Source organism: Nonomuraea polychroma (genome assembly GCF_004011505.1).
Taxonomy (GTDB): Bacteria; Actinomycetota; Actinomycetes; order Streptosporangiales; family Streptosporangiaceae; genus Nonomuraea; species Nonomuraea polychroma.
In genome coordinates this window covers 7,832,985-7,846,129 of the sequence record NZ_SAUN01000001.1, presented here as the reverse complement: position 1 = coordinate 7,846,129, position 13,145 = coordinate 7,832,985, and the positions used below count along the sequence as shown (strand labels likewise).

The 13,145-nt window shown below is 64.0% G+C and carries 10 protein-coding genes; 5 read left to right on the top strand and 5 right to left on the bottom strand.

Features of this window, described 5'->3' with window-relative positions:
- Positions 1-202: 202 nt before the first annotated feature.
- From EDD27_RS35700 to EDD27_RS35680, 5 genes are all read right to left on the bottom strand, one after another.
- Positions 203-1,468 carry a lipopolysaccharide biosynthesis protein gene (locus tag EDD27_RS35700; protein WP_164903933.1) on the bottom strand — a complete coding sequence of 422 codons (1,266 nt, stop codon included), beginning with the start codon at positions 1,466-1,468 and terminating at the stop codon, positions 203-205.
- Positions 1,465-3,354: an asparagine synthase (glutamine-hydrolyzing) gene (asnB, locus tag EDD27_RS35695; protein ID WP_127936301.1), complete on the bottom strand. Its 1,890-nt coding sequence runs from the start codon at positions 3,352-3,354 to the stop codon at positions 1,465-1,467. Before asnB ends, EDD27_RS35700 begins: the two co-directional genes overlap by 4 nt.
- Complete coding sequence (locus tag EDD27_RS35690) at positions 3,342-4,484, bottom strand: glycosyltransferase (RefSeq protein WP_241564881.1); 1,143 nt, start codon at positions 4,482-4,484, stop codon at positions 3,342-3,344. The genes asnB and EDD27_RS35690 overlap by 13 nt, the downstream gene beginning before the upstream one ends.
- 191 nt (positions 4,485-4,675) lie before the next feature.
- Positions 4,676-5,500, bottom strand: a complete 825-nt coding sequence (locus EDD27_RS35685) for a class I SAM-dependent methyltransferase (protein WP_127936299.1) — start codon at positions 5,498-5,500, stop codon at positions 4,676-4,678.
- Positions 5,497-6,804 (bottom strand): O-antigen ligase family protein, encoded by a 1,308-nt coding sequence (locus EDD27_RS35680; RefSeq protein WP_164903931.1) that lies wholly within the window; start codon positions 6,802-6,804, stop codon positions 5,497-5,499. Before EDD27_RS35680 ends, EDD27_RS35685 begins: the two co-directional genes overlap by 4 nt.
- Positions 6,805-7,312: 508 nt before the next feature.
- Here EDD27_RS35680 and EDD27_RS35675 point away from each other — a divergent pair.
- From EDD27_RS35675 to EDD27_RS35655, 5 genes are read left to right on the top strand one after another with little or no spacing between them, the layout of a single operon-like run.
- Positions 7,313-8,503 carry a glycosyltransferase gene (locus EDD27_RS35675; RefSeq protein ID WP_127936297.1) on the top strand — a complete coding sequence of 397 codons (1,191 nt, stop codon included), beginning with the start codon at positions 7,313-7,315 and terminating at the stop codon, positions 8,501-8,503.
- Positions 8,500-9,495 (top strand): NAD-dependent epimerase/dehydratase family protein, encoded by a 996-nt coding sequence (locus EDD27_RS35670; protein WP_127936296.1) that lies wholly within the window; start codon positions 8,500-8,502, stop codon positions 9,493-9,495. The genes EDD27_RS35675 and EDD27_RS35670 overlap by 4 nt, the downstream gene beginning before the upstream one ends.
- A 15-nt stretch (positions 9,496-9,510) precedes the next feature.
- Positions 9,511-10,500, top strand: a complete 990-nt coding sequence (locus EDD27_RS35665; RefSeq protein WP_127936295.1) for an NAD-dependent epimerase/dehydratase family protein — start codon at positions 9,511-9,513, stop codon at positions 10,498-10,500.
- Complete coding sequence (locus EDD27_RS35660; RefSeq protein WP_127936294.1) at positions 10,497-11,531, top strand: glycosyltransferase family 4 protein; 1,035 nt, start codon at positions 10,497-10,499, stop codon at positions 11,529-11,531. Before EDD27_RS35665 ends, EDD27_RS35660 begins: the two co-directional genes overlap by 4 nt.
- Before the next feature lie 4 nt (positions 11,532-11,535).
- Positions 11,536-12,906, top strand: coding sequence for a tyrosine-protein kinase domain-containing protein (locus tag EDD27_RS35655; protein ID WP_164903930.1), 1,371 nt, complete (start codon positions 11,536-11,538; stop codon positions 12,904-12,906).
- Positions 12,907-13,145: the final 239 nt, after the last annotated feature.

Here is a 13,145-nt window from a genome sequence, read left to right as displayed (position 1 = left end):
TCACTCGAGATGAGATATCACTGACTGTAAGCGCACGGTGTCCTCATATCGCCCATTTCAGCGCCACCTTTTGCGTGTCGTGTCCAAACCGCCCCAATGAGCAGACCAATGTGCAGGCGCGACACACCTACAAGATCCGTGCCGGAGTAGACGGAGGCGGCAGTTACGGACAGTCACATCGCTCCATCTCGGGTGGCGCGGCTCAGACGCGGTCCTCGAGCGGGGAATCCGTGGAAGAAGGAAGCGCCCGGGCGAAACGAATGAACTGGGCCAGAGCGAGCAAGCCATAGGCCACGGTCGACGACAACGCGGCTCCTACGGCGCCCCACCGGGGAATCCACATGAGATTGAGAGCAACGTTGATGGCGAGCGCTCCCATGCAGAGCCCCGCCATGGACAGTGGCCGTTGGAGCCGTATCAGATATTGCTCCATCAGGCGGACCATGGAGAGCGCGGCTATCCCGGGCGCCAGCACCATGAGGGCGGCGATGCTGTCCTCATACGCGTCGCCGTACATCAGGGGGACCACGACCGGCGAGGCGGCGGCGAGCACGCCTACGCAGGCCAAGGAAGACGGAATGGTCCACCGAAGTGCTCGGACGGTGGCGGACCGGGAGTTCGTCATGTCCTGTGCTGCCTGCCGCGGGAGGACAACCTGAAGGATGGCGTCCGCGGGCACATTCGCGAGAGAGAGCACGGACACCGCCACGGTGTAGATCCCGACCTCTGCCGATGACGTCATGGCGTTGAGCAGCAGGACGTCGATCGTCATCAACAGGTGCAAGGAGATCAGCCCGACGTGATAGCGATACGACAGATTGAGCTGCCGTAGGGCCAGGCCCCGATCGGCGTGGACGACGGCGGGGCGGAGTTTCCAGACGTACAGGCCCAGCGGCAGGACCGTCGAGGCGCACCACAGAACGATGACGGTCGCGATGGTCACATTGCCTGTCGCCGCCAGCACCGCGGTCGGGACGCATTGGATCAGGGCCGAGAGGAGGATGCCGTGGTTGGCGGTGCTCACCTGAGCCTTAAGCAGAAGGACGCGCTGCAAGTTGACCGCCGCAACGCCCAAGGGCGCCGCCACCAGCACGGCCGCCACGAGGAGACCTGCCTCATGGGGAAGGATCAGCGGTGTCAAGGCGACAGTGCAGACAGCGGCTACGGATCCGGAGACCAGGCCGAGTATGAGGCCGTTCGCGGTCAGGGCTCGGTTCACCAGGCGGTCGCCCCAGAACGCGATCTGTGAGTGCGGAACCGAAAGGTGTCCGATGATGATCGCTGTCGAGGCTGTGGTGGTGATCACGGCGTACACGCCGCGACCGTCGGGCTGCAGAGTACGGGCGAGAATCGCGCCAGTCGTCGCGGCCAGGATCAGCCGGAGGGCTTGGGCGGCGGCGGTCAGGAAGACTTTCGTTCGGTCGGACGTCTGTGATGGGGCGTCGGGAAGTTCTTGTGAGGTGGTCACGGCACGGGGCATCCGGGTGCCGTCGTGACATGGGCGCGGTGCCACAGTTCGAGCTGGAGGAGCGCCCAGATCTGCCGGCTGTGATCGGCGCCCCGCTGGTGGTTCTGAAGGAGGTGGAGTACGGCCTCCGGCCGGAAGTAGCCCCGGCTGCGTGCGGAATGGTCGGTAAGGGTGTCGAAGGCGAGTTCTCGCAGTTCACCGCGGAGCCACGCGGCAAGCGGGACGCCAAAGCCCTGCTTCGGCCGAGTGACGAGCGTGTCCGGCAGCCATGGTGCTACGGCCTGGCGAAAAATCCGCTTCGTCTCTTTTCCGCGGATCTTGAGACCTATGGGCAGTCCGGCAGCCCACTCCATCAGCTTGTGATCGAGCAACGGCGACCGTGCTTCCAGCGAGTGCGCCATCGTGGTGATGTCGACCTTCACAAGAAGGTCCCCGGGAAGGTATGTGCTGATGTCGGCTTGCAAGATCCGCCCCAGGCCGGTGTCGGCATTCGAGGCCAGATAGGCGTCGTCGAGGAGGCTGTAGCTGTCGATCTCTCCCAACCGTGCGCGAAGAGCATCGGTATAGACCCATGTCTTCTGCTCCGGAGTGAAGTACGACATCATGAGCGCGTGGCGCCGGGATTGGGGCTGGCTCGCGTACTGGAGAGCTCTTCCCGCCCGCCGCAACAAGGTGCGTGAGTCGCGTCGGATCAGCATGGTGCCGAGGCGTGACAACCCGGGTGCGAGAAAAGACGGGCAGACCGGAATCTTCGAGAGTCGAGCCGCGAGGACGTAGCGCAGGTAGCCGCCGAAGCACTCGTCGCCGCCGTCGCCGTTCAGGGCGACTGTCACATGCTGCCGGCTGAGCTGGGCGACGTAATAGCTCGGGATGGCGGAGGAGTCGGCGAACGGTTCGTCGAAGCACCACGCGATTTGCGGAAGCACGTCGAGAAGGGCGGGGGTGACCACCAGTTCGTGGTGGTCGGTGTCATAGCGCTGGGCCACCAGCCGCGCATGACTGCGCTCGTCGAAGCGAGCGTCCTCGAAACCGATGCTGAAGGTCCTGACGCGCTCACTCGTCTGCATCGCCATCGCGGCCACGACGGCGGACGAGTCGATTCCCCCGGAGAGAAACGCCCCGAGGGGGCGCTCGCTCATCATGCGGATGCGTGTGGCTTCGAGCAGCAATTCCCGTAGGCGTTCCTCCTCGTCATGCTCGTTGAGTACGGTACGCGGCGACGCATTGAGCTGCCAGTACTGACGTACGGACTCGACACCTCGTTCCCAGACGAGCAGGTGCCCGGGCGGAAGTTTCTGAACGTTCTGGATGATCGACCAGGGGGCGGGGACGTATTGGTAGGTCAGGTAATGATGCAGGGCCACCAGGTCCACTTCTCGTGGAACGCTCTGGTCCCGCAGGAGCGACTTCAGCTCCGATGCGAATCGGATGGACTGGTGGTCGCGGCACCAGTAAAGAGGCTTCTTCCCCACACGGTCTCGGGCGAGGAGGAGACGCTGCCTGGCGCGATCCCAGATGGCGAAGGCGAACATCCCCCTGAGTCGATGGACGAGATCGTCACCGTATTCCTCATAGAGATGCACCAGGCATTCCGAGTCGCCTTCGGACTTCAGGAGGTGACCGCGGTCCAGGAGATCCCGGCGTAGCTCGGGAAAGTTGTAGATCTCCCCGTTGAAGACCGCGACGACAGTGCCGTCCTCGTTGGAGACGGGCTGCTGCCCGCCGGCGACATCGATGATCGCCAAGCGGCGCATCCCCATGACGGCGGTGGGCTCGACGTGGTAACCCTCACCATCCGGGCCTCTGTGGCGAATGGCCTGACACATGTCCCGTACCAGGTCGGGGTTGACGCCGGCCGACGAGATGACGCCCGCTATGCCACACATCGTCTCTCCATGAGCCGCAGGTAGAGGTCGACGTGCTGGTCGACCATGGTGTCGAGATCCAGGTTCTTCATCGCCCAGGACTTGGCGGCCATCCCCAGTTCCGCGGCCTGCTCTCGGTCCTGCAGCAGGCGATCGAGGGCCGCGGCGAGAGCGTCCGGGTCCTTGGGAGGTACGAGCAGCCCGCGTCCTTCCAGCAGTTCGACGTTTCCTCCCACCGCGGTGGCGACGATGGGCCGGGCTGCAGCCATTGCCTCCATGATCGCGTTGCTCATTCCCTCATGCAGCGAGGGAAGTACGACGACGTCCGCGCTGAAGAGAAGTGGGGTGACGTCCGATTGGGAGCCGAGCAGCTCGACCTCCACCCCGAGGCGGGAGGCCTGCTGGGCGATCTGATCGTGCGTGGGCCCGGCGCCGACGAGGACCAACGTGAAGGGCGTCCTTGCCCGGGCGGCGGCTTCGACAAGGTATTCGTGGCCTTTGCCGGGCTTGAGGTTCGCCACGCAGAGGACGACCGGCTTTGAGGCAGAAAGGCATGTCGTGGCCGGCTGGACGAATGCGGAGGGCCTCAGGCCGTTGTAGATCACGCTGATCTTGTCGTGTGGCACCCCCTCCAGTGTCCGCGCGTCCTCCGCCACGGCGATCGCGTTGGCGACGATGTGATGCGTGATCCTCGTGGCCGCCCGCTCCAATGCGAAGACCCAGCGCCGCCCTCGTTTGAAGTCGCTCAAACTACGGCGGCCGGCGACGACGACAGGAACCCGAGTGATGTACGCCGCCGGAGCGCCCAAGACGTAGCTGTGATAGAGGAATGCGTGCACGACGTGAGGCCGGATCTTCCGGAACAGGTCGCACAGGCGCCCGAAGGCCATCAGGTTGTGCACAACGGAGTTCCCGCGGCGCAGATGCAGGTGGTGGACGGGAATCCCGGCGGACACCAGGTCATCTTCCAGCGGCCCGCCCTCGAAGAGGAGGGCGACGTGTACGACAAAGCCTCGTGCGCGTAGCCCCTGAGCAAGCAGGACAACCTGTTTCTCCGTGCCACCGATTCTCAGCTGGCCCAGGAGGAGGAGGACACGCCGATCTCGCAATGTCAGGCTGTCTGCCGCTACCTCACCCTGGTCACGATTCACGCATAAGATGTTACGTTGCGTGTTCACCGTAGCGACCCATTGACAGGGGTGTGTCTTTCGACTGGTGACCCTGCTGGTCAGCTCAAGTCCCGAGCACCCCGCCGGGATGCTGCCGACTGCCTCGGTGCCGCGTCCTACGGCGGGGTGTTCCTCCTGGGCCTGATGGCAGGAGAGCGCTGCCGATTGAACGATCAGCCCGGCAGGGCGAAGACGTACTCGTTGCAACCCAGACCGCCGCGGCAGGTCTTGAGAAAGCTGAGTTCGTAGCCTCGTTCCCGGAGAAGGTTGAAGACCTCTTCGGGTGTCGCGTACTCGAACGGGAAACCGCCGATCCAGTCCACGAGGTCATGCCGAGTTGACATGCCTCGGGCGCGGGTGGTCCGGACGACCGGTTGGCCACACATCCGCCTCGCGGCGACAGCCGCGAAGCGGCGGGTGTTGAAGTACAGGCCGCCGGCCAGGACGAGTGCGCGGCGTCCGAGCGGTCCTGAACGCACATAGCGCCGTTTCACCCGCCACCACAGTTGGCTGGCCAGGCCCTGGTCGTTGTAGATGGAGATGAACAGCGATCCCCCGGGGGCGACCAGTGTGGACGTGGCGATGATGGCCTGCCGCATGGCGCCTGTGTGGTGCAGGACCCCCCACGAATACACAATGTCGTGCACTCCCAGCCCTGCTACGTAGGCCTCATCCAGTATCGACCCCTGCTCGATTTTCCAGTCGCTGTCCGGCGCGAATCTACGCCGCAACTCCTGGGTGGCGGCGACCGAGTTCTGATCGTAGTCAAAGGAATGGACCTTGGCGCCGAGCAGGTGCGCGGCCAGTGAGAACAGCCCGCTGCCGCATCCGATGTCGAGGAACGAGCGGCCCGTCAGGTCGTCCTGCCGGAGCGCGTCCGTCAGCGACTTCTTCGCCATCTCGATGCGTGATTCGTCCACGACGTGAAGGTAGTCCTGCCAGTTGGTGCCGAATGCGAAGCGGTCCTTGTTCGGCTGCTCAACGGAATTCTTTGTCATTTTCTGCTTCCGATCTCCATGCTGCTGAGGTGACGTGGCTTCCGGAGGTGTGCATCGGTAAGGGTCCTGCGGCCGCCCGCGAGCCCATGGGCGAATGCATGTTCGTGCGCCTCCTCCGTGGCGGGATGATCAGCGGGCCATGGGGATGCGTGTGCCGTCTCATTGGCAGGTCGTGTGGCCAGTAGGCAACCGAGCGAAAGCCAGAACGGCACGCTGACAATCGGCGTCGTGAGAACATTGACGAAGACCAGTACTGTCATATACGTGAATAGGAGCCCTCGCAGTATTGCCAAGTCATCGGACCTTCGACCCCTGATTCCCAGCCATATCAAAGCCAGGAAGGCCGCCAAGGAGATGACGCCGGACTCCGCGGCCAGGCGGAGATAATCGTTGTGCGTGGCCATGTATATTCCGAAGTCTGGAGACTCCGCCGCGTACGAGGGAAACAGTCCATATCCGATGCCTCTGACAGGATGCTCGGCTATCACCCGAACGGCGAACTCCGCGACGGCTTTCCGGGTGGCGGTGTTGTGGCTCAACTCGCTCGCGGAGCGGTCAGCCGCCAGGACATCTGCAAAATTGGCGAGGGTTCCGGGAAGGAGGGCTGTGACCGCGATGGCTATGACGGTGAGGAACACCTGCACCAGACGAGGACGAGACTGGACGAAGACGATGAAGATACCTACTGCTGTGGCGAGGAACGCTCCTCGTGACTGCGTTTCGAAGATGGCGACGAGGCATATTCCAGCGGGAATGAGCCACGCTGGCTTCCGTCTGCCCATGGCAACCGCGGCAACGCATGGAATCGCGAGCAACGCCCCCAAGTAGTTGCAATTAATCCCGAGGCCCTCGAGTCGCCCGGACGCGTAGTCGCCGGCGATCAGGACGTATGTGGCGGTTATTCCACCGGTCAACGCGATCACGTTCACAAGTTTCCGGGGTTGCAGGGGTGATGCGATTGCTGCTGCGAGAACGCCCAGCCCTATGAGCATTTCCGTGAGACCTGTTGACTGGATAGGCGGCGCGAATGTCGTCACGGAGGGAAACGCGTAGCTATAGAGAAGCAGGCAGGCCAGCAAGCCGACCCAGTAATGAGACGGCCGGAGTGGACGAGCGCCTACGGCAACCTGCGCCGCGACGAAGAGCATGAGCGAAAAGGCGGCCCAGAACGCGGGACTCGAGCTCCCTGTCACGGCCGCTCCCAGTTGGCCGATAGGTATCACGAGGAGTGCCATCGGGAAGTACGGTGCACTATTTGATCTGCTGCCGGTTATACCGGGAAGATCTTTTATCATCTTGTCCATAAGTGTACCAATTTGTAATGAAGTCTCATAAAATCGTATTGAAGTCTCATTTTGGGGCATCGTGCAGCGATAGTGCCGATGTTGTGCCTATCCATGTACGGCTACCGTGAAACGCTGTTCACTCTGGCCGTATCCACGAAGCGTAATCAAGTATGGAGGTTTTGTCCGGCATCAACGCCCTGGGAGTGCCTGCGTGTCACAGCTCGCCGTATCCGTTTCATGCGAAATAGTTGTTTTTGGATTAATATCCGTTTCTTCTGGTTTTGTGCAGGCATACGGTTGCGCAGGCTCAGCCCAATCGAGCCAGGCCTCGCTGTATCTCCACGCTTCGGACAGGTGGCCCCATCCGTGGCGTGTCGTGGAGCAGTCGAGGCGGAAGGGGGCAATGGGCCATGTACAGGTAGGGAATGAGGAAACATTTCGCCGCTATAGCGACGTGATGAGTGGAGTGGCATGAACGCCGGGTTAGCTTCGCAGCATTGATCAGGACACTTGCTGAGGAGCCCGCATGAAACCGGACGGCCGGATCCGCGTGATGGAGATCATCGCCCGGTTGAACGTGGGCGGCCCCGCCACACAGGTCACGGGACTGTGTGAGCGTCTGAACCAGGCCGAGTTCGACCATCGGCTCTATACGGGGCACGTGGACGCCGATGAAGGGGATCACCTCGACCTGAATGCATCGGCGGTTCGCGTTCGCCGGGTGGCGGGTCTGGGCCGAGCGGTCAAGCCTTTGGATGACTATCGCGCCCTCAGCGGGTTGATCGGCGCCATGCGTGAGTTCCGTCCGCACGTTGTGCACACCCGGACAGCCAAGGCCGGCGCGCTCGGGCGAGTGGCGTCGTTGCTGTCCGGTGTGGGCGCCGCCCGGGTCCACGTGTTCCACGGGCACCTTCTCCACGGCTATTTCTCGCCGGTGAAGCGTGCGCTCTACGTGCGGTCGGAACGGTTGCTGGCCTCCAGATCCGATCGGCTGGTGACCGTCGGGTCGCGCGTTCGCGACGATCTACTAGAGGCAGGGATCGGACGTCCCGAGCAGTATGTGGTGATCCGGCCGGGCGTTCAGATCGCTACCGTTCCCGACCGCACGACAGCTCGTCTTGCCCTGGGTCTGCCGCCAGACGTACCGGTCGTCGCCTTTGTGGGGCGGCTGACTCAGATCAAGCGGCCTGACCGATTTGTCGAGGCGGCAAGAGCTGTACTCCAACGGGTGCCTGACTGCCATTTCGTGATCTGTGGTGGAGGGGAACTCCAGGAAGAGGTTGAACGGAGCATCCAGGCCCTGCGGCAGTCCTTCCACCTGCTCGGCTGGCGAAAGGACGTGGAGACCGTCTACGCCGCGACCGACGTGGTGTTGCTGACCTCCGACAACGAGGGCACGCCGCTCACCTTGATCGAGGCGGGAATGGCGGGTACGCCGAGCGTCTCCACCCGGGTGGGAAGCGTCGCGGAGATCGTCAAGGACGGCGAGACCGGCCTGTTGGCCTCGAATGACGCAGACGAGCTGGCCGAAATGACAGTGAGGCTGCTCACTGACCCCATGCTCGCCCGTCGGATGGGCGAGGCTGCCCGTCACTGGACGAATGCCTCCTTCTCGGTGGAACGCCTCGTCGCGGATACCGAAGCCCTTTATCGATCGCTGGTCCAGGAGCGCGGAATCGACGCGTCGCGGCCCGAGCACGAAGGAGTGAGCAGATGAGAGTGCTGGTAACCGGCGGCGCGGGCTTCATCGGCGCGAACCTGTGCCGCGCGCTTGTGGCGCGGCAGGAAGTCGAGAAGATCACCGTCCTGGACGACCTGAGCAGTGGAGATCTGGCCAATCTCGACGGCGTCGAGGTGGATTTCGTGAAGGGCAGCATCCTGGAGGAGGCTCTCCTGAACGAGCTCGTGGCCGACGCCGGCGCGGTGGTCCACCTGGCAGCCCGGCCTTCGGTGCCGCGATCGCTGGCAGATCCGATGGCCTCGCACACTGTGAACGCCACGGGCACCCTCAACGTGCTCCAGGCGTGCCGTCCGACGAAGCCTCACCTGGTCCTCGCGTCGTCATCCTCCGTCTACGGCGACTGCCAGGAGACGTACAAGCACGAGGATCTTCCACCCCGGCCGCTCAGCCCTTATGGCGCGAGCAAGCTGGCGACCGAGGCTTATGCGCTGGCGTACGCGGAGAGCTTCGGCCTGCCCGTCCTGGCCTTCAGGTTCTTCAACGTGTATGGCCCGCTGCAGCCGGCGGACCACGCCTACGCCGCGGTCGTGCCGACGTTCGTGTCGATGGCTCTGCGCGGTCGACCGGTGCCCATCTACGGCGACGGAAACCAGGCGCGGGACTTCACCTTTGTGGGGTCGGTCGCGGAGGTGGTCGTCGAGGCGATCGTTCGCCAGGTCACCCATGCCAAACCGGTGAACCTCGCCTTCGGCACCCGTGTGACCTTGCGGCACCTCAAGGACGCCCTGAGTGAGGTGCTCGGTCGGCCGATCGACGCGACCTTCCTGCCTCCCCGGATCGGCGACATCCGGGAATCACAGGCCTCGCCCCTTCTGCTGCGCCGGCTGTTCCCGTCAGTGCGTCCGGTGGAACTCGACGAAGGACTCCGCATGACGGTGGCCTGGTTCGAGAACGCCGCCCTGCCCAGCCCCGGTGCCCCTGCCTGCTCGCCACTTCCCCCCGGAAATAACACCTCTTCGCATATGTGACCCAAGGGGAATCCTGTGAGCAAGGCAGCAAAGAGTACCTACCTGATAACAGGCGGCAGCGGATTCGTCGGGTCGCACCTGGCCGATGCGTTGCTCGCCCGCGGTGACTCCGTCGTGGTGCTGGACAACCTGTCGACCGGGCGGCTGCACAACCTCCGGCCGCATCCCAACCTCGGCTTCGTGCATGGATCCGTCCTGGACGAGCTCATGGTCGACGAGCTGACCCGCCAGTGCGACGTCGTCGTCCATCTCGCGGCGGCGGTCGGTGTCAAGCTGATCGTCGAACAGCCGCTGCGGTGCCTGACGACCAATATCCGCGGGTCGGAGATCGTTATCGAGGCCGCGTACCGTCACCGGAAAAAGGTCCTGATCACCAGCACCAGCGAGATCTACGGCAAGAACTCCTCAGGACCGCTGCGGGAGGACGCGGACCGCATTCTCGGGAGCCCGTCCGTCGTGAGGTGGGCCTACAGTACGGCGAAGGCAGTCGACGAGATCCTGGCCAACGCCTACCACCGGGAGCGGGGCCTTCCGACGATCGTGGTGAGGCTGTTCAACACCGTGGGACCGCGGCAGAGCCCGGCCTACGGCATGGTCATCCCTCGCCTGGTACGGCAGGCGGTCAACGGCGAACCCCTCACGGTCTTCGGTGATGGGCGGCAGACCCGTTGCTTCGCGCACGTCACGGACGTCGTCGATGCGTTGCTCATGCTCCTGGATCGCGAGGCGGCGGTGGGGCAGACCTTCAACATCGGCTCGGACAAGGAGGTGAGCATCCTGGAACTGGCGAAGCTCATCATCCAGCACACCGGGTCCACGTCCGGGATCGAACTCATCCCGTATCACGAGGCGTACATACAGGGCTTCGAGGACATGACGCGCCGGGTGCCCGATACGACCAAGCTTCGCGAGCTCACCGGCTGGGTTCCACGGCGCACTCTGGACGAGATCCTCATCGAGGTCGTCAAGGAGGCGCGCAAAGACCTTCTGGCGTCCGTCCGATGAATGCCGCGACGGCCTGGTCCGTAGGCCTGGCCGCGTTCCTGATCAGTGTCGTGGCCGTCGTGCCGCTGAAGCGCTGCGCGCTGCGCTGGGGCCTGACCGATCACCCCAGCGCGAACAAAGCGCACGCTCTGCCGACTCCTTATCTCGGTGGCATCGCGATAATGCTGGGCGCGCTCGTCACCACGATCATTGTGATCGGCTTCACAGATCAGCGGATCACCGCCTTGCTGTGGGCCGCTGGGGTGATGGCCCTCGTCGGCCTGATCGACGACGTCAGGCCGTTGCAGCCCTTCACCAAACTGACCGCGGGGACCGTGGCGGCGAGTGGAGTCGTCTCCTCTGAAGTCCACATCACCCTGTTCGGCGGATGGCTGGACGGTGTTCTCACGGTGCTGTGGATCGTCGTGGTCGCCAATTCCTTCAACCTGCTGGACAACATGGACGGTGCGCTGGGAGCCGTCGCCACCGTCACCGCGGCCTTCCTCGCGGTCACGGCTTTCGTATCCGGCGAGCCGTCGCTGGCGGTCCTGCTGCTCGCACTCGCCGGCGCCAGCCTCGGCTTCCTGCCGCACAACTGGGCGCCCGCGAAGATATTCATGGGCGACTCCGGATCTCTGTTCATCGGATTCGTGCTTGCCGGGTCCTCCGTCCTGCTGGTGTCGGGGAAAGACCCGGACACCATGGTCGCCGGGCTCCTCCTCCCGACCTTCGTGGCGACCGTCGACACAGGCGTCGTGTTCTTCTCGCGGCTGCGGGTGGGGCGCTCTCCTCTGCTGGGCGGCACCGACCACGTGTCCCACCGGCTGCGACGGATGGGTCTCCGCACGAGAGCGGTCGCCGTGGTGCTCGGCCTGACGGCGGCCGTGCCCGGCGCCTGCTGCCTGGCGATGGCGCTGACGTGGCTGTCGCCGCCGGTCACGGCGATGATCGCGGCTGGAGCGGCCATCCTCCTCATCAATTTGCTCCAGGGCGTGAGCGTGTACGCGCCGGCAGCACAGCCCATGCGCGCAAACCGTGAAAGGCGAGGTTGATCCAGTGGATCTGGCGTATTTCCTGAGGCTCTTGTTTCGTAACTGGTTGCTCATCCTCATCTCGCTGATCATCGGAGTCGCAGCAGCGGTCCTGGTCACTGCGAATACGCCGCCGAAATACGCGGCGGCGATCACCATGATGGCCAAGACCACTAAGGTCAACAAGCTCGATGTGGTCACGCCAGTGTCGCTGCAGCAGGTGAAGTCCTATGCCAACCTGCTCTCCAGCCGACGCCTGATCAGCCGGATCGTGGACACCGAGGCGGAGATCTCAGCCGTTCAGCAGAACATTGCGGCGCAAGCCATACCGGACACCCTGCTCCTGCAGGCGACCGTCAGCAACGCTGATCCGGTCCGCGCGAAGCAGCTCGCGGGTGCCCTGGGCGTCGAGTTCGCCAAGATGGTGGACGAAATGGAGCGGCTGAACCCCAAAAAGCCCTCCGGCGTTACGGTGATGGTGGTTGATCAGCCGACAGTGCCCAGCGCACCGGTCAGCCCCAGGCCACTGGTGAACGTCGCGTACGGTGCGCTGATCGCGCTGTTCGTCGGCGTCGGATCGATTTTCCTCCGTGACCGTCTGGACACCACTGTCAAGAGCTCCGAGATGCTCCAGCGGTTGTCTCAAAGCTACACGCTGGGACTGATCGGGTACGAGAAGGCTGCCCGCCGTCGCCCCCTGATAGCCGGTGATGGGGCGAGTTCGCCGAGGTCCGAGGCGTATCGCTCGCTGAGCGCGAATCTGCGGTTCATCGATATCGACCGGCAACGCAAGTCGCTTGTGATCACGAGTTGTCTCCCGCACGAGGGAAAATCCTCGACCGCGGCCAATCTTGCGATCACCCTCGCGCAGGCGGGACGGCGGGTGATTGTGATCGACGGCAACCTCCGCCGTCCGCGAATGCAGGATTACTTTGGCATCGAGGACATGGTAGGCCTGACGGATGTGCTCCTCGGCAAGGTAGGACTGGGTGAAGCGATACATCGGCGTGTGGACCTCGGCCTGCACGTACTGCCAAGTGGCCAGATCCCGCCTAACCCCAGCGAGCTACTTGGTTCGCGTCGCATGGGGCACGTGCTCGAGGAACTCGCCAAGAGCTTCGACATGGTGATCATTGACACGCCGCCGCTGCCGGCCGGCACCGACGCGGCGACGCTCGCAGCGGCATGCGACGGCGCGATCCTCGTCGTGCGGTACGGCAAGACCCGGCACGAGCACGTCCTTCACGCCAAGGAACTGCTGTCATCGGTTGGCGCCCGCATGGTTGGGACTGTCCTGAACGCCGTGCCGGCAAGAGCGCGTCGCTGCGACGACGGCTACGGTCATGGGGCAGAGTCCCAGACCAAGCGAGAGGCCATGGTGCCGGTGTCCGGCTGAATCTCCTCGACAAGGACACAGGCCCGCCGCACGGCACCATCTCATGTACGGCGGGCCTTCGCCATGGCCGAGTTGACGCCAGAACGGCAGCCGCTGCGACCGGTCCACCGTGCCGCGACACCTGCCCGCCGCTTCGGCTTTCTTCCCGAGCTGGTGCCCACGGTCGGCCTCGTGGCACGGGAAGCGCAGCTCCGTAAATCGCCGCCGAGACGGCGCGGCTCTCGCTCCCGTGCGCTGGA